This window comes from Acinetobacter sp. NEB 394 (assembly GCF_013374795.1).
GTDB lineage: Bacteria > Pseudomonadota > Gammaproteobacteria > Pseudomonadales > Moraxellaceae > Acinetobacter > Acinetobacter johnsonii.
In genome coordinates, this window is sequence record NZ_CP055277.1 from 1,266,882 (window position 1) to 1,289,334 (window position 22,453).

Here is a 22,453-nt window from a genome sequence, read left to right on the forward strand (position 1 = left end):
GCTTAAGTTTGAATGTAATAAAAAAGGAACTCAACTGAGTTCCTTTTTTATGTGGGTTTGAATGCTTATGCCAAAAGGCCTTCTAAAATTTGTTCGTAAATTTCAGCAAGCGGTTCAAGATCAGCCACATTCACATGCTCATCAATTTGATGGATGCTGGCATTGAGAACACCAAGTTCAAGTACTTGAGCACCTGTAGGAGCAATAAAGCGACCATCAGATGTTCCGCCTGAGGTTGAAAGCTCAGTTTCTACACCAGTCACATTACGAATAGCATTTTTAGCCGCATTCACCAACTCACCCACTGGCGTCAGGAATGGTAAGCCTGAGTGTGTCCATTTAATGTCGTAGACTAAACCATGACGATCCAAAATTTCTAAAACACGTGCTTTTAATTCTTCAGCGGTTAATTCAGTTGAATAACGGAAATTGAAAGTCACGGTCATGGTACCTGGGACGACATTGGTTGCCCCTGTACCAGCTTGAATATTAGACACTTGGAACGATGTCGCAGGGAAGTATTCGTTGCCCTGATCCCAAACCGTATCACAGAGTTCAGAAACGGCTTTAGAGGCCATGTGAATCGGGTTAATGGCCAAATGTGGATAAGCCACGTGACCTTGTTTTCCTTTGACAGTCAGTACTGCATTGAGTGAACCACGACGACCATTTTTAACAATATCACCCAGTTGATGAGTACTTGAAGGTTCACCCACCAAACACCACTTCATTTTTTCATTACGGGCCTCAAGTGTTTCGATCACTTTGACTGTGCCATTGATCGATGGACCTTCTTCATCTGATGTGATGAGGAACGCGATTGAGCCTTTATGATTTGGGTGTTTTGCAACAAAGCGCTCAGATGCAACCACCATTGCAGCCAAGGCAGTTTTCATGTCTGCACTGCCACGACCATAAAGCTTGCCATCACGAATTTCAGGGGCAAATGGGTCTGAGTTCCAAGCATCTAAATTACCTGTAGGAACGACATCAGTATGACCCGCAAAGCAGAATACAGGTGCTTCAGTACCTTTTCGTGCCCATAGATTATCAACATCATCAAAGCGCATAGATTCAATGTTGAAACCAATTTTTTTTAAGCGTTCAGCCATAATATTTTGACAGTTGTGGTCCACAGGTGTAACCGATGGCTGACGTAAAAGTTGGAGGCTTAAATCGAGAGTAGCAGAAGAGGTCATGCGCATTTCAAAGTCAATAAAACAGTCGGCACTATAATAGGCGATTAATCTCTGGAATGCGAAACTTAGCAATAAAAAAACCTTATCAATTGATAAGGTTTTGATGCAAATATTAACTACTTGCGGATTTCATCTTGGGTTTTTTCAGCGGTATTTGATACAGCATTACCTGCTGAAGAGACATCTTCACCAATACCTTTGACGGTATTACAGCCGGCTAAAACAAAAAGCATAACTAATGAACTAGCAATAATTTTCTTCATTTCATTCTCCAAAATTTTGGTATTGTCATCAAATGATTTTGTTCTGATGTTGTTTAAGATTAAAAAATAAACACTTTAAACAATAGCATCGTTTTACAGGAGATGAGTAAGCGTATGTTGCGTTATGTATTTTTGTATAAACTAACTTCTGCAAAATCAAGTTAAAATCAAATTTGGATTTCGGTACATATAAAACTGATTGTTTTGATTTTGTAAGTACAGTCCATTGGTCCACCAATGTGCATTTTGGCTACTGACTTCAGCATTTGGGCAAATCCATTCTTGACGTTGTAGGCGATAGTAATTCAAGTCGGTCGTTGGAATGACGTTACCCCAAGTACCTAGTCGACGGTCTGGATTAAGCCAATCGGGGAGGGCGTATTGGTTTAAAGTATCAACTGCTGTGAAACCATTTATTAGGGGGAGAAAGAGTTGCCCCTTTAAAACGGCAAAGCGAGCCTGAATGTCTGTGTTCAAAGCTTGCTGGAATTGAAACTGTTTATGGGTAAAGTGTTTTAATTTTCGGTTTAAAGTGTCGGTACGATTTAAACCATACCATGTGGTTAAGCTCAGATTTGTTTCACCCAAATAATATTTTAACGCGACTTCCCAATGCTCGACTTGATTGGTTTCGGTATTTTTAATTAAAAAGTCCAGCTCACCTGTAGTCCGAGCACCATCAATGATTTGAATACTATGCCCCAATAACTCGTATGCATGATAGCGATGATCCAGTAACCAAAACCACATGAACATTTCAAAGCGTAGACCTAGACGGGTACTTTTCAACTGAGCCATAAAGTCTTCGAGTTCTTTCGGGTCTTGATCGAGCTGTTTAAGGCGAGATAAATAGGTTTGAAAGTGCTGTTGCCAGATCTGTGAGGGATGAAAATGAAAAGCATGTTGTATATCGAGTTCTAACGGCAACGCAGACAAAATATTTGGACTTGCTACAGCAAAAGCTAACTGGCGAACCAATGGGTGTTTGAGTTGGAGCCAAGGTTCGAACAACTGATGTTGTGAAATAAGGTGCATGCGAGTGCCTTAAAAAAGAAGCTAAATATGCAGAAGGACAACGGATAGAGTTAAAAAACACTTTATACTACCGCAATTCATTGCTCAGGAAAGTGGTATGAAAACGTTGTTTTGGCGTTGTTTAGTGGTGATCTTTGTCATCCTAGGCTTTATCGGTGCACTGTTGCCGGGTATGCCAACCACTGTTTTTCTGATCTTGGCCGCTTGGGCTGCATCTAAAGGTTGGCCACAAATGGATGCTTGGTTACTCAACCATCCTAAATATGGCGCAACGTTAAGAGCATGGCGTGCCAATGGAACTGTACCACGTAAAGCGAAATGGTTTGCCAGTATCATGATGTTGATCAGTGGACTGATCATGCTACTGACCAATGCACCATTTTTAGTGAAATTATTTACCAATACCACCATGCTGCTTGTCGCAATATGGTTATGGTTACGTCCAGAACCAAATACTGTAATAGATAAAAAACAAATAGAGGACAATTGATGTCTTATGTAATTGCTGATGCAGACGTCTTGATTGATCTGGCTGAACAGACTCTAACGCTGCCTAAAAAGAATAAATTTTATCTGATCTCGTCAGGGAAAAATGGTATTGGCGAAACTGAAAATAGTGGTAAAACGCCGCGAGGTTGGCATCTGGTTGCTGAGAAGCATGGTGCTGAGCAACCGCAAAATGCCGTTTTTATTGCTCGAAAGCCTACAGGTGAAGTATACGACACCGATTTAGCCAAGCAGTTTCCTGAACGTGACTGGATTTTGTCTCGGATTTTATGGCTGAGTGGTTTAGAAGAGGGCTTCAATCGCGGGGAAGGCTGCGATACCTATCAACGTTATATCTATATTCATGGAACACCAGATAGTGAACCAATGGGGATGCCGATGTCGCATGGCTGTATTCGTATGCGTAATACGGATGTCATAGAGTTATTTGAACTAATTGATTGCAATGCGCTGGTTTATATTTCCGAACATAAACTTGAACTCTAAAAATAGATGTTAAAAAATGTGCAAGCTTATTTTATTGAGTATTCAACGCTGTAATTTAAAATATGAATATTGAGTAGAAGAAGGGGATTAGTCATAGAAAATGTGTATTTTGAGGAAAAGAAATTTAGCGAATAATCATTTTAATTTTCGCAAATATGTTAAATAACATACAGAAAATACTTGTTTTTATACCATTTGACCTATTTTTTAATCACTCGATTGCAAAAAAGCGAAAACAAGCCGAAAAGCGTTTGACAGCCTGTAAAGATTCTCTATAATGCACCTCACAAACGATAAAGACGTTAAGGGCGCTTAGCTCAGTTGGTAGAGCGTCTGCCTTACAAGCAGAATGTCGGCGGTTCGATCCCGTCAGCGCCCACCAAGCCTTTACGTTAAAGATCTTACGTGCAGCGGTAGTTCAGTTGGTTAGAATACCGGCCTGTCACGCCGGGGGTCGCGGGTTCGAGCCCCGTCCGCTGCGCCACTTAAGATTTTTAATATTGTTTGTGCCACATTAGTGACTTTGTGTAAGTGCAGCGGTAGTTCAGTTGGTTAGAATACCGGCCTGTCACGCCGGGGGTCGCGGGTTCGAGCCCCGTCCGCTGCGCCATTTATACAGAATCCTTAATGAGGGCGCTTAGCTCAGTTGGTAGAGCGTCTGCCTTACAAGCAGAATGTCGGCGGTTCGATCCCGTCAGCGCCCACCAGATTTTTTGCGATGCAGCGGTAGTTCAGTTGGTTAGAATACCGGCCTGTCACGCCGGGGGTCGCGGGTTCGAGCCCCGTCCGCTGCGCCATTCAAAGAATCAATTAAATTTAAGTTCCTGAGCTTAAGTTTAAAAACTAAGACTGACAATCTTAATCAGGGCGCTTAGCTCAGTTGGTAGAGCGTCTGCCTTACAAGCAGAATGTCGGCGGTTCGATCCCGTCAGCGCCCACCATATTTTACGACGCAGCGGTAGTTCAGTTGGTTAGAATACCGGCCTGTCACGCCGGGGGTCGCGGGTTCGAGCCCCGTCCGCTGCGCCATATAAAATATAAATTTAAGTCCCTGAGCTTAAATTTGAAAACTAAGACTGACAATCTTAAATCAGGGCGCTTAGCTCAGTTGGTAGAGCGTCTGCCTTACAAGCAGAATGTCGGCGGTTCGATCCCGTCAGCGCCCACCATATTCAAACTGTAAAGCTTAATGACCCTAATTGCATTCGCAATTACCGTTGCAGCGGTAGTTCAGTTGGTTAGAATACCGGCCTGTCACGCCGGGGGTCGCGGGTTCGAGCCCCGTCCGCTGCGCCATTTTCTAGATCCCTTGTGCTAGTAAATGGAATCAAGCAAGATTTCTTTCTTGCATTATAAAAATAGCGACGCTATTTTTATTTCTCAAGGGCGCTTAGCTCAGTTGGTAGAGCGTCTGCCTTACAAGCAGAATGTCGGCGGTTCGATCCCGTCAGCGCCCACCATATTCCCTTATCGTAAAAACCTTGCTTATCTCAAGCTGTTTTCATACACTTCTGTGCAATAATAATTTTAAAATATGACAGATTTATGAGAAACCCATATCAACGCAAAGCTGCGTCTAAAAATCAAAATACTGCTTACGATCCTCTTGAAATCTATCGTCTTTTTATCGAAACTATCGTGCATCAAGGTCATGTTATAGCCTTATATCAAGATGGCTGGGCTTTATGTGCTACGCCGACTGGACAACGTTCTTTTGCGATGTGGCAGAGTAAAGGTTTAGCGCAGCTTTTGGTAAAAGATAATTGGGCGGGCTACGAAATCCAGAGTATTGGTCTCAGCGATTTAGTCGAAAAAGTGATTCCATTCTTACGTTCAGAAAAAACTACGGTCTCTATGAACTTAAGCCCCGAAGGGCAAAATGTCTTGGTTGCACCAGAAAAATTGTTATTAGATATCAAAAACTATTTATATCAATTTTCGATGCAGAAGCCTGAATTATTTAAACAATTACAATTACCGTCGCCACGGACAATCCGTCTTCATTAATTCATGAGGATTTTATTTTAGTATTCATTGAGTAGCCAACCACTCCAATACGCAAAATATTCACGTAACCATGCATTATAGCGAGTGGCAAGAGGTGTCTGAGCGCTGATCATGATAGGCGTTTGATAACCCTGACGTATGGCTATAGCACGGCTACGGGGGATATGAAAATCGCTGGTCACAATAGCAATAGGTTGCTGGAGAGAAATATGCTGCTTGGCTAAAATCTTTTTACTATTGATCAGATTTAACTCAGTACTGGTGCTTTGATCTTCGGTGTAAATACGCTGTACTGGGATATGGTGTAAATCAATCAGATATTGTCGCATTGCTTCAGCTTCACTATTTTTTTGCTGAAAGGAGAGGCCGCCACTGACGACCATAATGCTGTTGGGATGTAGCTTGGCATAGCTTGCCGCTTGATCTAAACGGCTGGCCAATGTTGGACTCGGTTTGCCATGCTTCAGACCACTGCCAAGAACTACAATAGCGGGTGCAGCGACATGAGGGGTATTTTGTTGATTTGAAAACCCTAAAAAGACGAAGAAAATGACTAAGTTAAAAACCCAAACAAAGAAAATCGGCCAAGCCCAACGCCATATTGATTGTCTGATTGTATTGGTTTGAATATAGGCGATAAGTTTAGGATAAGCCAGTGCATAAATGATTAGACCTAGTCCAATCAATAAGGGCAAGAGGGTGCCAAAATTAAAGCGTAGTTGTAAAACAAAATACAAGCCGTCTGCGAGCAGTAATGACCCGATAATAAAACTAATGACTCTTTTTGATTTTTGCATACAGGCTTGTGGGTTATTGTTTGCATGATTCTAGCAAATTTACGCATGAAAAAACCGAGCACTGTGGCTCGGTTTTTTCATTTGGACTTAGTGTTTAGTAAACATCGCGACGGTAACGACCTTCTTGACGTAATTGATCTAATTTTTCTTCGCCTAAGATTTCAATTAGCGCAGCATCGACATCACTCGCCATACCATTAATGCTACCGCAGACATAAATTACGGCACCATTTTCAACCCATGTTTTAAGCTCAGTGGCTTGTTCACGCAGTTTATGGTGTACATAGACTTTCTCTGCCTGATCTCGCGAGAACGCTAAATCTAAGCGTTGTAGCATGCCTGTGGTTTGCCACGCTTCAATCGTACTTTGATAGAAGAAATCATGTTCACGTTGACGCTCACCAAAGATCAACCAGTTTTGCGTATAGTCTAGGCGTGTGCGTGCATGAAGTAGACTCATTAAACCCGCGATGCCTGTGCCGTTACCAATACAAATGATAGGACGGTTGTCATTGATCAAGTGGAATGATTCATTGGTACGAATACGTAGTGCGATAGGTTGCTGAAGCTCTGCATGTTGGGTTAACCAACCAGAACCTAAGCCCAGTTCACCTGCTGAATCTTGCTGTTGGCGCACGACCAAACGTAACACTTGTTGAGTCGGTACACTTGCAATCGAGTATTCACGTGTAGGTAAAGGGCTCAACTGTTCCAGTAAATGTTCCAAATTAGCAAAAGGTTCAATCTCTGTGTTGAGGTTCTTATCCCAAAGCGCTTGCTCAATCGAAATGGCTAAAGACTCAACGATGCTCTGTGCTGCAATGTGATGCTTTTTCATAAAGGCTTGGATACGTGCGGTGCTGTTACCTGGCTGAACCTCAGCAATGTCACCCGCTTGCCATGTTGCATCGAAGTTGGTTTTTAGCTCAATATTATAAGCATGTGCTCCGACACTGTTTGGATTGAGTACTTCACGTTGTGCCAAAGTCCATTGATCAAAGGTTTTGTCAATATTCATGGCTTGAAGCTCAAGTTTGGTTGCAGAGGCAAGAGCACTGTTCCAACGTTGAATATCATTGTTATCTGCGTTGTTGACTTCAATCGTTTCAAACAAAGCATGTGCGCCATTGGCTTTTAACCAACTATTAATGCGATGTCCAAAACTACAATAGGAGTCAGGATATTCTTGAGAGCCTAAAGCCAACACGGCATAGTGAAGGTGTGACAAATCCAAAGTTGTATTTAAAAATTTCTTTTCAAAACTACTGGCTAAGTCAGGTGCTTCACCCGTGCCATAAGTACTTGCAACAAAAAGCACTTGCTCAGCAGCTTTTAAGTCATCCTGTGTTAAGTGTTGCACAGCTTTAACGCTTACAGGTTGTCTTGCTTCTTGTAAGCTGGTTGCAGTACGCCAAGCAATTTGTTCAGAAACACCCGTTTGAGTTGCATAGGCAATGAGCCATGGTTTCGCATGTGGATCAACTGGAACATTCAACGCTCCACCACGGGCTTGCTGAGTGAGTTTCTTTTGTTTACGGCGTTTGAGATACAGCATCCAACCCGTTACAAAGAACAGTGGCATCATCAGTGATGCAAGCATTGCAAAGAATTGATAAATTGGGCCAAAGAAGCTACCACGGTGCACAGGAAGCATACTGCTCATGATTTTTTCATTCAGCTTCTTCTGCTCATACAACTCCATTTTTTCAATTTGTGAAGTTTGATAGTTGAAGACCGCTGAGTTTCGCGCCCGCTCATGCTGTGGAATTGCATCTACAAATGAAAGCTCAAGTGTACCATCAGGCTTTTTCGGAATATTTAGGGTCAGGGTTGAATAGCCCCGACCCACTTGTGCATTAAATCCTGTCCACGTTTGGGTTAAAGCAATTTGTACTTGTTCTGGAGATAAGCCTTTACGCTCACCATGTTGTTCGCCTTGACCTCGTTCACCACGGGCTGTGTGTTCACCTTGTGGGCCGCCACGACCTTGCTCACGTGATTCGCCACCACGAGCACCAGCCTGTTCGCCACGTGGGCCTTGAGCTGCACCAGCATTTGGACGGGGTCCTTCTTGCATTTGTGCTTGTGGGCGTTCAACACCGAGGACTTTAAACATGCCATCGCGCCACCAATCATAAGACCAGTACAGTCCTGTACAGGCCAAGATCAGATAAAAGATCACCACCCAAGTACCAACAACAGCATGCAAATCCCAAATGAAGTTACGTCCTTTCAATTTAGGTTTAATAAAAAACCATTGTTTGATGGAATGACGTTTGGGCCAACGTAAGTACAGGCCACTCAATACAAAGAAAATAAGCATGAGGGTACAAGCGCCAGTAATTTGTTTACCGACAGGACCGACGGTTAAATTACGGTGCAACTGTTGAATAAAGTTAAAAAACTCACGGCCTTTAACTTCGGGTAAGACTTCAGCAGTATACGGGTTCACCATCATGTTATAACCACGACGTGCGCCTTCTTTCTCGATATTGACCGTACTTGAAGTGGTTGGCTCTTGAGCAATCGTAATACTATTGATTTTGATGGCAGAATCTTGTTTTTGGAAATGTAGATACAGCTCAGCAGGGGTTAATTTGTTGTTTTGTGTTGCTTGAACGGTGTAGCTATCTGGGTTCATCCATTTTAAGATTTGTTGTTCATAAGAATAGATGGCCCCTGTGACGCCCATAAGCGACAGGATAAGACCCGCAGTGATTCCCAAAAACCAATGCACTTGGAAAAATGTTTTTTTAAACATGGCGATACTTAATGGTGAGCGATTTGTTGTGCGGAAATTATACCTGAAGATTGAGAAGATAATATGGATTTAGAAATTAATATTTATTCTCATTATCATTTTTATTCGAGGGTTTGGGATATAAAAAAACCTCCAAAAGTTGGAGGTTTTTTTTACAGAAGAGAAAGGCAGGACTTAAAGTGGCTGCGCTTCACCGACTGTTTCTTTTAAATGTTTACGAATCGTATTAAACGAGAAGTTTTTGCTATCCATGCGTTTTGGCAGAATGTAAGCCCCTTCTTGGCCTTTCACTTTGAATTTAATCAACAAAAACTCAGGTGTGTTATACCATTCGTAGATGTCTTTCCAACCGATCGCACCGACACCTTCTTGCATGCCCATTTGCTGGCGCATAATCAGACCATGAGGTTGTACGCCTAAACGAATGCCTTTAATTTCCTGAACTGGAAACTCATTCATTTTGCGTTTCACATACCATTCTAAGCCGAATTTACGGACTAAAAGGTAAACCACGACGCAGGCGATTGCGACCCAACAAAAGATGGTTGAATAATTTTTGAGTAAAATTAGGCCAAGAATCGAAAGGGCTGTAACGACAGCCATGATGATCCAAGCTTTCATGCTAATTTTGTTTGTGCTACGCCAAATTTTTAATTGAGCATCGCGTTGTTCAGCTTCAGTGATTTCATAGGTCACAGGCTGTAAAGTATAAGCGTATAAATTTTTCGCGGTCATAGTGAAAGTAACAGATTTAAAACTGCAAAAAGTTTAGCATCATTTAGAGCATTTCAGTGAGTATATTGTTCCAAAATCACCCAAATTATAATGAAGCCAATTCTGTGGCCTCATGATCCCGTTCGTGGCTTAAACTTTGCTTCAAACGACTGAACTGATTCAAGATACTAAACATCAACGAAAGCTGTTGTAAAATGATCAATGCCTTCTGATCTTCCTCATTATTTTGGCTTAAACGCTGACGAATGGTCTGTAGCATATTCTGGGCAGTTAAATCAGGCATTTCATCCCGCAGGAGTGCACCTTGGATATTGTCAAAAGCACGATCCATCAATTCTAAAATTTCTGGGTCGTCAATTTTTTCGCGATGAGCCCCCAAAGCTGCAATATAGCTAATAAAGGTATGATTGAGGCACAAGAATTCAAACGCCAAACTCTTTTGCGTTGGGTCAAAGTCGGGCTCGGTGGCTAAAGTTGAAATGAGTGAAGCAACTTCGGCATCAGTATTGTGTGCGGCACGACGGACCACGCGATAATTCAGGCCATTGTTGCGTCCAGACTTATACTGCTCAATCACCTCAGCCAAATAATCACATTGTGCGGAAAGCGAACGATAAATTGTGCGGGGGAGGCGACGAAACTTCCAGTCAGGGAAAATGAAACTCACGCCTAACCATGCCAGACCACAGCCAATTAAGGTATCCATCATGCGCGGAAGGGCAGCTTCATATCCCATACCATCTAAGTTGAAATTAATCAGCGCCAAGATAGTAATGAAAGCGGTGGCTTGAGCGTATTGTTTACTGCGAAGCTCAAAGAAAAGTACCCCGCTGATAACCAATACGAGAAGTTGTCCTTCAATCGAAGGTACAAAGTACAATACGGCATACCCTAAAATGATTCCGACCAACGTCCCTACGATACGTAAACGTAAACGACGTTTGGTTGCGTTGAAATTGGGCTGACTGACAAATAGTGCTGTAAGTAGAATCCAGTACCCATATTCAATGTTGGTGACTTGAACAAAGATATATCCAACTAATAGCACGATAGACAGACGAATCGCGTGTCGAAATAAAACCGACTCTGGGGTGAGATGTTGTTTAATCCGAACCTTAATGTCATCCCAGCCTTTCAGGTCATCATCTTTGAGCTGGCTTTCGATATGCTTAGCTTTATCTAGTTTAATATTGCGTTCAGTTTCTAAGTTACGTAGCTGTGCATCAATCGACTTTAAGTTTTGATACAACGAAAACAGAGCGTTGACCCAAATTTGGTCGTATTGTTGTTCGTCTCTGAGCTTTTCTAGTGATAAACGGAGGTTTTCAAATGCATGTTTAAAGCGTTTATTATGGGTGTAGGTTTGCCGGTTTAAGATACTGCTGCTTAAGTCTTTACAGGCTTTGGCTTGTATAGATAAAATTCGTTGAAAGCGGAATAAGATATCGCTGTGTTGAAAAATTTTCGCCAGTTTTTGATAGTCAATATGTGCTGAATCTGCACGCTCGTGAATATCTTGTGCCACAAAATAATATTGCAGACTGCGACGGGTATCTCGTTGTCCACGGTCACCTTTTAAACGGGTGAGTAGGGCGGTTTTCATGTCGTTGAAAATTGCAATTAATTTACCATTTTCCAACGATAGTTCAATCATGCTCTGTTGATAGCTGTTAGCTGTCATATCGACATCAAACAGGTTGGATTTGGCAAACAGAAAATCGGCGAGTGAGGAATAACACTTCGATAGATTGTCTTGAACCTGACGAACGGGAAAGAGCAGAAAACTGATAGTTGAAATAACGCTATACCAAATTGCTCCAATCACCAGCAGAGATGGTTGTGTATACCAGTTGTCAAAAAGTCCGACACCGAGCATGGAGTAAACGGAAACCACTAAGCAACCATAGGAAATGGTGGCATAACGACGTCCTAGTGAGCCTAGTAAAATCAGACCAATACACGAAACGATTAGACCCAGTGCGAATAAAATTGGATGCGGAAATAAAAAGTAAATCGACGTTGCGGTAATGAAAAAGCCAATATAGGTAAAAATTAAATTCATGATCCGCACGGAAAAGCGGTCATCAATATCACTTAAACCCGCAGCAACTGCGCCGAGTGTCAGCGGAATAGTTGCCAGTTGAAAACCCATAAAATATGGAACAAAAGCAGTCCCTGCAAAAGTAATGACCATGCGGAGGTTATACATGAAGGTTGTATTATAAGTAGCCTGTTTTAGACTCGTCAGCCATGCTTTCAAAGGACACCTTTGTTTGTCACTTAGGGTTGGACAATTTTCAAATATGAGAATATGTGAAATTTCACCTGCTCTGGTATAAATCATACTATGGAGCGTGTAAACTTGTCTGCAAACTCTCCTTCCAAAACATAAATTAATCCTATGTCGACTACACAGGAAAAAGCGGTCTATTCCAACGCTTGGATTCTCTTACTTGCTTCACTGACTGCACTCGGTCCACTGTCTATTGATATGTATTTACCTGCTTTGCCACAAATGGCGAATGACTTTGGGGTAAGCACACAAATGGTGGCCAACAGCTTACCTGCGTACTTCTTGGGCTTGGCGATTGGACAACTGATTTATGGACCTGTAAGTGACCGAATTGGGCGGAAAAAACCGCTGTATTTTGGCCTAAGTCTCTACATTCTTGCCAGTTTATTGTGTGTGTTTGCAAACAGTGAGTGGAGTCTCATTGCCGCTCGGGTTTTGCAAGCCTTAGGTGGTTGTGTGGGCGTGGTGATTGCCCGTGCTGCGATTCGTGACCGTTTAGATATGCAAGCCTCAGCCCAAGCATTTGCCAGTATGATGATCGTGACCACCATCGCACCGATTATTGCACCAAGCTTGGGAGCACTGGTACTGAGTTTCAGTAGTTGGCATAGTATTTTCGGCTTTTTGATGGTCGTTGGCTTGGGAAGCCTGTGCTGCGTACACTTTTTCTTTGAAGAAACTTTAGATCCGAAACGTCGTTTAAAGCTTAACTTTAACCAAGTTTTAAACCTTTACGGGGCGATTCTGCAAGATTCGAGTTTTAGACGCCCGATGTTTGTTGGATGCTTTGCTGGGGCTGTACTCTTTTGCTATATCAGTGCTTCTGCTGCCATTCTGATGGATGGTTACGGCTTAAGTCAGCAAGTTTTTGCCTATGCCTTTGGTGCCAATGCAGTTGGGATTATGCTGTTCTCGACTTTAAATAAACGTCTGGCACAAAAGTTAAGTGTATTTCAGCGCTTAAAATTAGGCAGTTTTTTGCAGTTGGCTGGTGTGGGGCTGCTGTTGGTAGCGGGCAGCATGACGCATGCGCCCTTATATATCGTATGCGCAGGGATGTTTCTCGCTGTCGCAGCAATCGGTTTTACAGGGCCAAATGCCATGGCGATTGCAATGTCTGAGCAGGGTGCACGGGCAGGAACGGCTAGTGCGATTATGGGCAGCATGCAATTTGGTTGTGGTCTACTTTGTGGCGTGATTCTTAATTTTCTACTCTGGTCGGCACTTTTGAATATGGCCATTGTCATGGCTATTTTTGTGGCTTTGGCTTTGTATTATGTGTTTAAGCTTGAGCACGAAAAAGCCTAAAAATTGAAGTCGTGACTATATAAAAAAGAGACTCATTTTAGTCTCTTTTTTATATTTAAATGAATGCTTTAAATCTCACTCATTGTTTAAGAATACTGCAAAATCTTCAACTGGCACGCGTGGTGTTATAAAGCGATTGACGATCTGCTCAGGATCCGCATAACCCATCGTCATGCCGCAGACCAATTCTTCAAATTGTGCAGCACCAAGTATATTCAGCACGAGAGCATGAAGATGATTCCATGCGGCTTATGGGCAAGCGTATATGTCTCGTGCTTTGGCTGTAATCATGGTCTTTTGTATCATCATGGCAATATCCATTTTCGTGCTGATGCCCATGGCTGGATTGACTGTGAAGAATAGTTCGGCAGGTGCATCAAAAAATTAGTCATTACATGATTGCTGCTGTGCGATTTTCGCTTTTTCACCTTTTTGAATATTAAGTCAGCCATACAAGCCCCAACCATTTTCACTGCGGTGCTCAATAAAAGCCGAAATCAATTTTTTCGGATAAAATACAAAACTTTTTTGTTGTTCGATGTTTTTTGAGGATGTGAAGACGATCTAAATTGAGTATGACAGACCCGCTCAAGTATTTCGTTGGGCTTTTTCCCTGCGATCACATGTACTTTTTCTGTGGGTGTGTATTGGTGCCTGAGGGCGTTCAATGAACCATGCGCAATAATCGTCTGAATAGTTGGGGTTTTTTGGTGCAAAGGTGTGATTTTGACCCATCACTGAGCATAGGTGGTTATCGATTAGACTAAGACTTTAGTTATAAGAAAAAAGTATAGATATCAAATAAAACTCAGTCTATATTTAAGAAAATATGAATAATTGTTACTTAATTATTGCAAAAGTCTGTCTAAATTGTAATTTGATGCTTCAAAGCCAATCGCGAATAACATCAATTATAGTTCAAAATTGATGGCATTAGACTTTAGTGGCAAGAGTAATAAAAGGTCATATCTTAAAACATCGAAATGTGCGATTTTTCATCTTTATAAGATTACTTTGCATATGAAAAGACCAAAACGGAGTGGTCTTTTGTGCAAAAAACTTTACTGAAATGGAATTTTTGATTCACTATTAACAATGTAATAAAGGAAGTTTGTGTATGCGTTTAGCCCTCAATAAAAAGCCATTTATCGCTCAAAGCCTAGCACTTAGTGTGGCTGCTCTGATGATGACAACAACTCATGCTGCAACCAAAGAACAACAAGAACTCGCTCAGCTACGTGCCGAAGTTGCTGAGTTAAAAGCTTTAATGCAACAACAGCAACAAGTTCAACAACAACAAGCAGTTCAGATTCAACAGGTGAAAACACAGCCAGCTCCTGTAAAAGCTGAATCTCCACTGTCTTCGTTCAAATCTAAGTCTGGCGCAGACATTAACCTGTATGGTTTTGTTCGTGGCGATGCAAACTACATTATTGAAGGTGCGGACGACGACTTCAACAAAGTTGCAAGCTCTAAAGAAGATGTAAAAGACAAACTTCGTGCAACAGCGAAAACTACACGTTTAGGTTTAGATTTCAATACCAATGTGGCTGGTGATAACAAATTGGGCGGTAAAGTAGAAGTCGACTTCGCTGGAACAAATGAAGCACTGCGTATCCGTCATGCATATTTAACCTATAACAACTGGTTATTTGGTCAAACCACATCCAACTTCCTGTCTAACCATGCACCAGAAATGATTGACTTCGCCACCAACGTGGGTGGCGGTACAGCAGCACGTATTCCACAAGTACGTTATGGCTTTAATTTATCACCTGCAACGAAATTATTTATTGCTGCGGAAGAAGGAAATAGCAATAGTGGTAGTTCAGATGCTGCAATTAAATATAGCGTACCCAACTTAACTGCGAAGTTGACGCAAGGTTTTGCTGATGGCAAAGGCTCTGTATCTGCTCGTGCTTTAGTTGAAAATTATAAATCGGCTGATGACTCTGATACAGCTTGGGGCTTAGCTGCTGGTGTAAACTATCAAGTAATGGACCCACTAAAAATAAGTGCTGATGTGTCTTATGTGGATGGTAACAGTAACTACTTGTATGGCAGCAACTCTGCATATGTGGTTAATACTTCAAATGGCAAGATCGCACAAAATGAAGCGTTTGGTGTACAAGTCGGTGGTACGTATAAATTCAACGAAAAATTACGTTCGACTTTAGCGTATGGTGCTCTATTTGCAGATGACAGCACAGATTATGCAACTTCAAACCCAACAGCAAACGAAGAAGTTTATCAAGCATGGATTAACTTCATCTATTCACCAGTTAAGCCATTGGACTTAGGTGTTGAATATATCAATGGTAAACGTGATACCTTTGCTGGTAATAGCTACAAAGACAACCGTGTTGGCTTAATGGCGAAATACAGCTTCTAATCATGTGATGATATAGATGTAGTTTAAAAAACAGGAGCTTTAGGCTCCTGTTTTTTTCATTCTTCATCAAGTCATTTTTAACTGTACTAAATACAACCTAAATATAGACTTAAGTATTAGGGTAGAAAAAGAATAAGTGAAATAGTTTGAAATTATTGTAAAAAATAAAGATTATCTATAAAAAATCTGCATAATGTCCGTCTTTCGCCCATATTGTGCATTTATTGCTTGTTTTTAAAGCAATATGGGGCGGTTTTGTGATTTTTTTCAAAAACCGTATCTGTGTCCAAACATTATTGGGCATTACGTTATTTCAGTTTACTCATCGTGTAGAACTGAACATGTTATGCATCAGATCGCTTAGTTTGTTACCAATTTACCCATTGCCTGAATTTCCATACGCAAGACTGAGTTTGTCTCAGATTTACGAAATATCTCTTGAAGTATCAATGGATTCGGTGGCTTATTAGCCAGATAACAAAATCTAAGCATCCGCTTTATGGACAATTGTCATGGAATTTACTTTTAACGCTTTTTATACCTTGATTGCTGCTGTCATTGTTTTGTTACTTGGCCGCTTCTTGGTAAATAAAATTGGTTTCTTGAAACGCTACAACATTCCTGAGCCTGTCGCAGGTGGTTTAGTTGCAGCGATTATCTCCTTGGTTGTGCATAGTCTTTGGGGCTATAGCATTACGACCAGTAGCGAATTGCAAACAAGCTTTATGCTGATTTTCTTCGCCTCAATTGGTTTAAGTGCAAACTTTGCCAAATTGCGTGAGGGCGGGATCGGTCTGGTTATTTTCTTGATGGCTGTCGCATCATTTATTGTGGTGCAAAACTTTGTCGGCATTAGCCTTGCAACTTTATTGGGTATTGACCCACTTATTGGTTTGATTGCAGGTTCAATTACCTTAACTGGTGGTCATGGTACTGCGGGTGCTTGGGGTGAAATTTTAGAAGTTAAACATGGTATCCAAGGTGCATTAGCTTTGGGTATGGCGAGTGCGACATTTGGTTTGATTATTGGTGGTTTGATTGGTGGTCCTTTAGCGAAGTTACTTATTAACCGCTATCAATTGGCAACGCCTCGCACCAATGAACAAATTGAAAAGAGTGATAACACGCCACTGACTGATATTAATTCAACAGAATATGTACCGTTTGAATATCCACATCGTGTGCGTTTAATCACTGCGGATAATGCGATTACGACATTAGGTTTGTTTGCAGGCTGTTTGGCTTTTGCTGACTTTATGACCGGCCATATGAAAGGCACAATGCTTGAGTTACCGACTTTTGTTTGGGCGCTTGCAGGTGGTGTGATTTTACGTAATGTGTTGGAAGGTATTTTCAAAGTTCAAATCTTTGACCGTGCGATTGATGTATTTGGTAATGCATCACTGTCGTTGTACCTTGCGATGGCTTTGCTTTCATTGAAATTATGGCAATTGGCTGACCTTGCTGGTCCGCTTGTGGTGATTTTAGGTGCACAAATGATTACGATGGGCTTGTATGCTGCATTTGTAACATTCCGTGTGATGGGTAAAAACTACGATGCTGCGGTGTTATCTGCGGGTCACTGTGGATTTGGTATGGGTGCAACACCGACTGCGGTTGCAAACATGCAGGCGATTACCAACATGTATGGTCCTTCGCACAAGGCATTCTTGATTGTGCCTTTATGCGGCGCATTCTTTGTAGACTTGATTAACGTGGCTGTCATTCAGTCTATTTTGCAATATTTTAACTAATTGAAAATGCAATTTGCTCTAGGAAACTAGGGCTTTTTTGCTTTCAGGTCTCTCACAATAATTAGGGCATCGAGATGAATGATCAATTAAATGAAACATTACTCGGGTGGGTGAATACGCTGAATGGACCTCTGTGGGACTTTTTGGTGATTTTCCTTGTTGCGGTCGGTTTGTTTTACACCCTAATTACGGGTGCAGTACAGGTTCGCTTATTTTTGCATAGCATCAAGGTCATGAAATCAAGCCGTAAGGAATGTGATGATGATCATGGCATTACACCTTTTCAGGCTTTTGTCACTGGGCTTGCAAGTCGTGTAGGTGTAGGTAATGTCGCGGGTGTTGCGATCGCAATTGCGATTGGTGGGCCGGGTGCAGTATTTTGGATGTGGGTCACTGCATTTTTAGGCATGAGTTCGGCTTTTGTTGAGTCATCTCTCGCGCAGTTATTTAAGGTGCGCGACCAAGAAAATAAACAGTTCCGTGGTGGACCTGCCTACTATATTACCCAAGGCCTGAAACAAAAATGGTTGGGTGTAGTCTTTGCTGTTGCGCTTATTTCAACCTATGGTTTTGTGTTTAACGCAGTACAAGCCAATGCAATTACAGGTGCAACAGCACATGCATGGGGATGGGATAAAGCCAATCTAGCATTTGAACTCGGTGGCATTCATATTGTGGTGTCTTGGGTTGGACTAGGTCTAGTCTTGCTGACCGCAATGATTATCTTTGGTGGGATCAAACGTATTGCCAAAGTGGCAGAAAGTTTTGTGCCATTGATGGCCTTGTTGTATCTGGCTGTTGCTTTATATATCGCCGTAATTAATTACGCTATTTTACCTGATATCTTCCAGCTCATTTTCTCTAAAGCTTTTGAGTTTGAAGCTGCTGCTGGTGGTTTCTTCGGTGCGATGGTTTCTATGGCAATGATGATGGGGATTAAACGTGGTTTATTCTCTAATGAAGCAGGTATGGGTTCAGCACCGAATGCGGCAGCTGCATCGGATGTGAAGCACCCTGTAAACCAAGGTTTGGTACAAATGCTCGGTGTATTTGTGGATACCTTTGTGGTGTGTTCATGTACAGCGATTATTATTTTGGCCTCAGGACTTTATCATGATGCGGGCTTTGAAGGCGTAGCGCTCACCCAAATGGCTTTAGAGAGCCAAATTGGTTCTTGGGGTGATGACTTCCTTGCAACGATTTTATTCATGTTTGCCTTTTCATCGGTCATTGGTAACTATGCCTATGCAGAAGGTAATGTGCAATTTATCAATAACAATGCCAAGGTGATGTTTGTCTTCCGTATCTTTGTTTTGATTATGGTGTATCTCGGTTCAGTGATGAGTGTGCCTCTCATTTGGAACACTGCGGATTTGTTCATGGGTATCATGGCCACCATTAACTTGTTTGCCATTTTGTTATTAACACCATTCTTATTGATGCTGTTAAAAGACTATTTGGCACAGCTGAAACAAGGTGTGAAAGAGCCTGTGTTTAAATTGGATAACCATCCTAAATTTAAAGACAAAGTGAAATCAGACATTTGGTAATCACTTAGTACATAAAAAAGCCTCTATATTGATAGGGGCTTTTTTATGGCTATTTAACCGCTAAAGTAAAAGAACAGCTGATAGAGTGCAAAACTTAAAATCAGGCTTAGCCAAATCGGGAGTTTGGTTCGAAGCAGTAAAATCACCGCGATCACAAAACCTAAGTCAGTCCAATGCTTGAAATAACTTTGTCCCATTTGTATCACTAAACACAGCAGTAAACTGACCACTGCTGCATTAATCCCAATCACGGCTTTTCGTATCGCAGCTTGCTGCATAAGCCAAGACCAATAGGGCAAGGTGGCAAATATTAAAAAGAATGAGGGCAGAAAGATTGCTAAAGTGGCTAGAACCACATTCAGCCAAACAAACGGAGTTAAAGGCAGTAAAGCACCTAAGTAACTTGCGAAACTAAATAAGGGGCCGGGCATGAGTTGAGCCAGCGCATAACCCAAGTCAAATTGTTCGGCAGATAAAATATGGCTGGAGACGAAGTCCTGATGTAAAAGTGGCAAAATAATATGCCCACCACCAAAAACCAAAGATGCTGCTTGGTAAAAACTGAACAGGCTCTGTGAGAAGAGTGAAGAAGATGAATGCAACACCATAAAAACTACAAAAGGCAAAACAAAGGCAATTAGCCAAAGATAAGTCTGCTTTGCTTGGACTTTTGATTTTAAGCTGCTGTCTTGGAGCTTTGATGTCGAATCTGATGCGAAATAAATACCGACGAGAGCAGCAACAAAGATGACGATAACTTGGCTGAATGACCATGGCACAAAGTAAAGAAACAAGGTGCTAAGTAGCATCAGCACATATTGCCAGATAGTTTTGCAGAAACTTGTCAACATTTGCCAAAAGGCCCAGACCACCACAGCAAAAACGATCAACTGAATGCTATGTAGTGTCATCGCACTGAGTTGATTGAAATACTGCTGACCCAGTACCGCGAAACATGCCATGAGGAGCATAGACGGCAAAGTAAAACCGAGCCAAGCCGCGCACGCACCGCGGTAGCCTTGGAGTTGATAACCAATGGCAATACCCACTTGGCTGCTGGTCGGTCCTGGGAGCAATTGTGCGAGAGCAACCAACTGGGCATATTCAGCATCACTCAACCACCGAAGTTGTTGTACAAAATGTCGGTGAAAAAACACCAAATGAGCAGCAGGGCCACCAAAAGACAAGCAGCCCAATTTTAAAAAATGCAGAAAGATGCGAATGAGCTGCTGAGTGTGCATGTTGAATTATGCTGAAAAATTGAAACAGATTATAATAGAGAAATATGACGCTTTTACGAAAAACAACAGTACTTGGACTGCTGATTTTCATACACTATGCTGCTGGAAAACTTCGCGCTATCTCAACCTCGGTGAATCATGTTAAACATTAAACTTAGCCTTATGTCGTTTACATTGCTCGCTTTAGCAGGCTGTCAAAGCATGCCCAAAGTGGCTCAAGAAACGCCAAATCAGGCTTTTTCAGCCGAAACTGAGTCAGGTGAAGCCCAAGAGCGACTCAACCAGATCAATTTTAAACAGCTCAAAAAAGAACAGAACCGTCCAATTATTGCCTTGGTGTTGGGGAGTGGTGGTGCACGTGGTTATGCACATATTGGCGCAATTCAAGTCTTAGAGCAGTCGGGGATTCGTCCCGACTTTATCGTGGGAACCAGTGCCGGCAGTATCGTCGGATCACTGTATGCAAGTGGTAAAAATGCCAATCAAATTCGTGATATTGCGCTGAATATGAAAGCCAGTGATGTGCGCGATATTCGTTTGGACATGAAAGGTTTCTTTGATGGTCAAAAAGTTGAAGACTATGTCAATGAACAAGTGAGCGATATGCCACTTCAAAGCTTACCTATCCCGATGTATGTAGTGGCGACGCAATTAAAAGAAGGTAAAAAAGTTGTCTTTAACTATGGCAATACTGGGCAAGCGGTTCGGGCATCGGTATCGATCCCGAGTATGTTCATTCCAACCAAGATTGGTACTGATGAATATGTAGATGGTGGTTTAGTCAGCCCAGTACCTGTTGATGTCGCACGTAAGTTAGGGGCAGATATTATTATCGCGGTCGATATTCTGGCGCAGCCGATGTATACCGAAACCTCAAATGTCTGGGGACTGTTCAACCAAAATATCAATATCATGCAAAAGAACCTTGCACAAATTGAGCTGAAAAATGCTGATATTGTGATTCAGCCAGACTTGCGCGAGAAAGTACATATTTTTGATGTGAGTGGACGTGAGTTGACTATGCAAGCTGGGGTCGATGCAACCGTTGCGCAGTTAGGACAGATTCAAAAAGTTTTTGCGCAGAAAAATTATAAGCAAAAATTGAATATTCAAAGTATTCAAGTAAGAACGCATTGATCACGCGTGATTTCGACATAAAAGCCTGAATGGGCTTTTATACATCTCTATAACTCGAATTACAATTAATCATGCTCAAAGCCATTTATATGCTGCGAAAATATCACAGCGACAATGTTTTTGAATAAATTAAAATTTAAAGAAGGCCTATAGATTCAAAAGCTTAGTCTTCTTTATATATATTTTTTTGAATGATACTTAAATCACTATAAATAATAATGATGGTTTTGTTACCAAATTTAGCGTTCAAAACCGATATAATAAATGTCACATATCCTATTATCTTACCAATTAGAGAACGCGATGTCCCCATTAGATCAAATTGCTGCGGCTGCGGATGACCAGTCTGAACTCACTATGTCGGTCTTAATGACACCTGATATGGCGAATTTTTCAGGAAATGTGCATGGTGGCACCATTTTGAAACTGTTAGACCAAGTGGCATATGCGTGTGCAAGTCGTTTTTCAGGAAGTTATGTGGTGACCTTATCGGTTGATAAAGTTAACTTTAAAGAGCCGATTCATGTCGGCGAGTTAGTAACTTTCTTGGCAAGCGTGAACCATGTCGGTCGTACTTCGATGGAAATTGGTATTCGTGTTGAAGCACAAAATATTCAAAAGCGTACAGTACGCCATACCAATAGTTGTTACTTCACCATGGTCGCGGTAGATGAAAATGGTAAGCCAAAACAAATTCCTGCGTTGAATTTGGACAATGACTGGAAGCGCTGTCGTTTTGAAGCAGCAGAACAACGTAAGGTCGCGCGTTTACAAGAGAACCATCATCCTTCGTGCAGTATTTATAAAAAAGCATCACATAGTTAAGTTTTAAAAAAACGATCTCCTGTATAGGGGATCTTTTTTTATGTCTGACGTTGATGTTTTGAATAGAAGCTCATATGGGAAAACTACGCAAATTTGGCTTTTTGCACCTGTTGATCTCAAACTTCTAAAGTCTATGCGCATAAATAAAAAGAAACCAAGATAG

General features: G+C 41.7%; 18 protein-coding genes and 10 tRNA genes. 19 read left to right on the forward strand and 9 right to left on the reverse strand.

From position 1 onward, the window contains the following. Positions 1 to 65 precede the first annotated feature (65 nt). From dapE to HUK62_RS05955, 3 genes are all read right to left on the reverse strand, one after another. Positions 66 to 1,199: a succinyl-diaminopimelate desuccinylase gene (gene dapE / locus HUK62_RS05945; RefSeq protein ID WP_176537359.1), complete on the reverse strand. Its 1,134-nt coding sequence runs from the start codon at positions 1,197 to 1,199 to the stop codon at positions 66 to 68. A 116-nt stretch (positions 1,200 to 1,315) separates the two neighbouring features. Beyond that, positions 1,316 to 1,462 (reverse strand): entericidin A/B family lipoprotein, encoded by a 147-nt coding sequence (locus HUK62_RS05950; RefSeq protein ID WP_126035781.1) that lies wholly within the window; start codon positions 1,460 to 1,462, stop codon positions 1,316 to 1,318. A gap of 156 nt (positions 1,463 to 1,618) precedes the next feature. After that, positions 1,619 to 2,497: a DUF1853 family protein gene (locus HUK62_RS05955; protein ID WP_176537360.1), complete on the reverse strand. Its 879-nt coding sequence runs from the start codon at positions 2,495 to 2,497 to the stop codon at positions 1,619 to 1,621. A 97-nt stretch (positions 2,498 to 2,594) separates the two neighbouring features. Between HUK62_RS05955 and HUK62_RS05960 the strand changes: the two genes are divergently transcribed. From HUK62_RS05960 to HUK62_RS06020, 13 genes are all read left to right on the forward strand, one after another. Next, a complete protein-coding gene (locus HUK62_RS05960; RefSeq protein WP_148826485.1) occupies positions 2,595 to 2,987 on the forward strand; it encodes a YbaN family protein in 393 nt (130 codons plus the stop codon). Further along, the gene (elsL, locus tag HUK62_RS05965) at positions 2,987 to 3,490 is read left to right on the forward strand and encodes a cell wall-recycling L,D-carboxypeptidase ElsL (protein WP_078425403.1); all 504 of its coding nucleotides are present in this window, start codon (positions 2,987 to 2,989) and stop codon (positions 3,488 to 3,490) included. The genes HUK62_RS05960 and elsL overlap by 1 nt, the downstream gene beginning before the upstream one ends. 306 nt (positions 3,491 to 3,796) lie before the next feature. Further along, a tRNA-Val gene (locus HUK62_RS05970) sits at positions 3,797 to 3,872 on the forward strand. Positions 3,873 to 3,897: 25 nt separating this feature from the next. Further along, positions 3,898 to 3,974: transfer RNA gene (locus HUK62_RS05975), tRNA-Asp, on the forward strand. Between the two features lie 49 nt (positions 3,975 to 4,023). Further along, positions 4,024 to 4,100, forward strand: a tRNA-Asp gene (locus tag HUK62_RS05980). A 21-nt stretch (positions 4,101 to 4,121) separates the two neighbouring features. Then, positions 4,122 to 4,197, forward strand: a tRNA-Val gene (locus HUK62_RS05985). A gap of 13 nt (positions 4,198 to 4,210) precedes the next feature. Continuing rightward, a tRNA-Asp gene (locus HUK62_RS05990) sits at positions 4,211 to 4,287 on the forward strand. Between the two features lie 68 nt (positions 4,288 to 4,355). Further along, positions 4,356 to 4,431 (forward strand) — tRNA-Val (locus HUK62_RS05995). 11 nt (positions 4,432 to 4,442) lie between these two features. Further along, positions 4,443 to 4,519 (forward strand) — tRNA-Asp (locus HUK62_RS06000). 64 nt (positions 4,520 to 4,583) lie between these two features. After that, positions 4,584 to 4,659, forward strand: a tRNA-Val gene (locus HUK62_RS06005). Between the two features lie 50 nt (positions 4,660 to 4,709). Beyond that, positions 4,710 to 4,786 (forward strand) — tRNA-Asp (locus HUK62_RS06010). An 88-nt stretch (positions 4,787 to 4,874) separates the two neighbouring features. After that, positions 4,875 to 4,950: transfer RNA gene (locus HUK62_RS06015), tRNA-Val, on the forward strand. 85 nt (positions 4,951 to 5,035) lie between these two features. Next, complete coding sequence (locus tag HUK62_RS06020) at positions 5,036 to 5,497, forward strand: DUF2750 domain-containing protein (protein WP_004694470.1); 462 nt, start codon at positions 5,036 to 5,038, stop codon at positions 5,495 to 5,497. 17 nt (positions 5,498 to 5,514) lie between these two features. Here HUK62_RS06020 and HUK62_RS06025 read toward each other — a convergent pair whose 3' ends face one another. The 4 genes from HUK62_RS06025 to yccS all read right to left on the reverse strand — a co-directional run bounded on the left by HUK62_RS06025 (position 5,515) and on the right by yccS (position 12,050). Beyond that, positions 5,515 to 6,294, reverse strand: coding sequence for a YdcF family protein (locus HUK62_RS06025; protein WP_176537361.1), 780 nt, complete (start codon positions 6,292 to 6,294; stop codon positions 5,515 to 5,517). Between the two features lie 94 nt (positions 6,295 to 6,388). Continuing rightward, a complete protein-coding gene (locus HUK62_RS06030) occupies positions 6,389 to 9,055 on the reverse strand; it encodes a sulfite reductase flavoprotein subunit alpha (RefSeq protein ID WP_176537362.1) in 2,667 nt (888 codons plus the stop codon). A 174-nt stretch (positions 9,056 to 9,229) separates the two neighbouring features. Then, positions 9,230 to 9,790, reverse strand: coding sequence for a YcxB family protein (locus HUK62_RS06035; RefSeq protein WP_004981126.1), 561 nt, complete (start codon positions 9,788 to 9,790; stop codon positions 9,230 to 9,232). An 85-nt stretch (positions 9,791 to 9,875) separates the two neighbouring features. Next, on the reverse strand, positions 9,876 to 12,050 hold the full coding sequence (gene yccS, locus HUK62_RS06040) for a YccS family putative transporter (protein WP_125280406.1): 2,175 nt from the start codon (positions 12,048 to 12,050) through the stop codon (positions 9,876 to 9,878). Between the two features lie 141 nt (positions 12,051 to 12,191). On the opposite strand from yccS, the gene HUK62_RS06045 reads away from it, so the two are divergent. Further along, a complete protein-coding gene (locus HUK62_RS06045) occupies positions 12,192 to 13,391 on the forward strand; it encodes a multidrug effflux MFS transporter (protein ID WP_176537363.1) in 1,200 nt (399 codons plus the stop codon). A 75-nt stretch (positions 13,392 to 13,466) separates the two neighbouring features. Here the strand turns inward: HUK62_RS06045 and HUK62_RS06050 are convergent, their stop codons facing one another. Next, positions 13,467 to 13,613, reverse strand: coding sequence for a hypothetical protein (locus tag HUK62_RS06050; RefSeq protein WP_176537364.1), 147 nt, complete (start codon positions 13,611 to 13,613; stop codon positions 13,467 to 13,469). Positions 13,614 to 14,508: 895 nt separating this feature from the next. Between HUK62_RS06050 and HUK62_RS06055 the strand changes: the two genes are divergently transcribed. From HUK62_RS06055 to HUK62_RS06065, 3 genes are all read left to right on the forward strand, one after another. Continuing rightward, the gene (locus HUK62_RS06055) at positions 14,509 to 15,783 is read left to right on the forward strand and encodes a DcaP family trimeric outer membrane transporter (protein ID WP_176537365.1); all 1,275 of its coding nucleotides are present in this window, start codon (positions 14,509 to 14,511) and stop codon (positions 15,781 to 15,783) included. Between the two features lie 512 nt (positions 15,784 to 16,295). Continuing rightward, entirely contained in the window at positions 16,296 to 17,537 is a 1,242-nt protein-coding gene (gene gltS, locus HUK62_RS06060) for a sodium/glutamate symporter (protein ID WP_176537366.1), read from the forward strand. 74 nt (positions 17,538 to 17,611) lie between these two features. Then, positions 17,612 to 19,087, forward strand: coding sequence for an alanine/glycine:cation symporter family protein (locus tag HUK62_RS06065; protein WP_078388425.1), 1,476 nt, complete (start codon positions 17,612 to 17,614; stop codon positions 19,085 to 19,087). Positions 19,088 to 19,140: 53 nt separating this feature from the next. Here the strand turns inward: HUK62_RS06065 and chrA are convergent, their stop codons facing one another. After that, the gene (chrA, locus tag HUK62_RS06070; RefSeq protein WP_125280409.1) at positions 19,141 to 20,328 is read right to left on the reverse strand and encodes a chromate efflux transporter; all 1,188 of its coding nucleotides are present in this window, start codon (positions 20,326 to 20,328) and stop codon (positions 19,141 to 19,143) included. Between the two features lie 138 nt (positions 20,329 to 20,466). On the opposite strand from chrA, the gene HUK62_RS06075 reads away from it, so the two are divergent. Together HUK62_RS06075 and HUK62_RS06080 are read left to right on the forward strand one after the other, a co-directional pair. Next, positions 20,467 to 21,465 (forward strand): patatin-like phospholipase family protein, encoded by a 999-nt coding sequence (locus HUK62_RS06075; RefSeq protein WP_176537367.1) that lies wholly within the window; start codon positions 20,467 to 20,469, stop codon positions 21,463 to 21,465. Positions 21,466 to 21,768: 303 nt separating this feature from the next. Next, the gene (locus HUK62_RS06080) at positions 21,769 to 22,290 is read left to right on the forward strand and encodes an acyl-CoA thioesterase (protein WP_004694449.1); all 522 of its coding nucleotides are present in this window, start codon (positions 21,769 to 21,771) and stop codon (positions 22,288 to 22,290) included. Positions 22,291 to 22,453 lie beyond the last annotated feature (163 nt).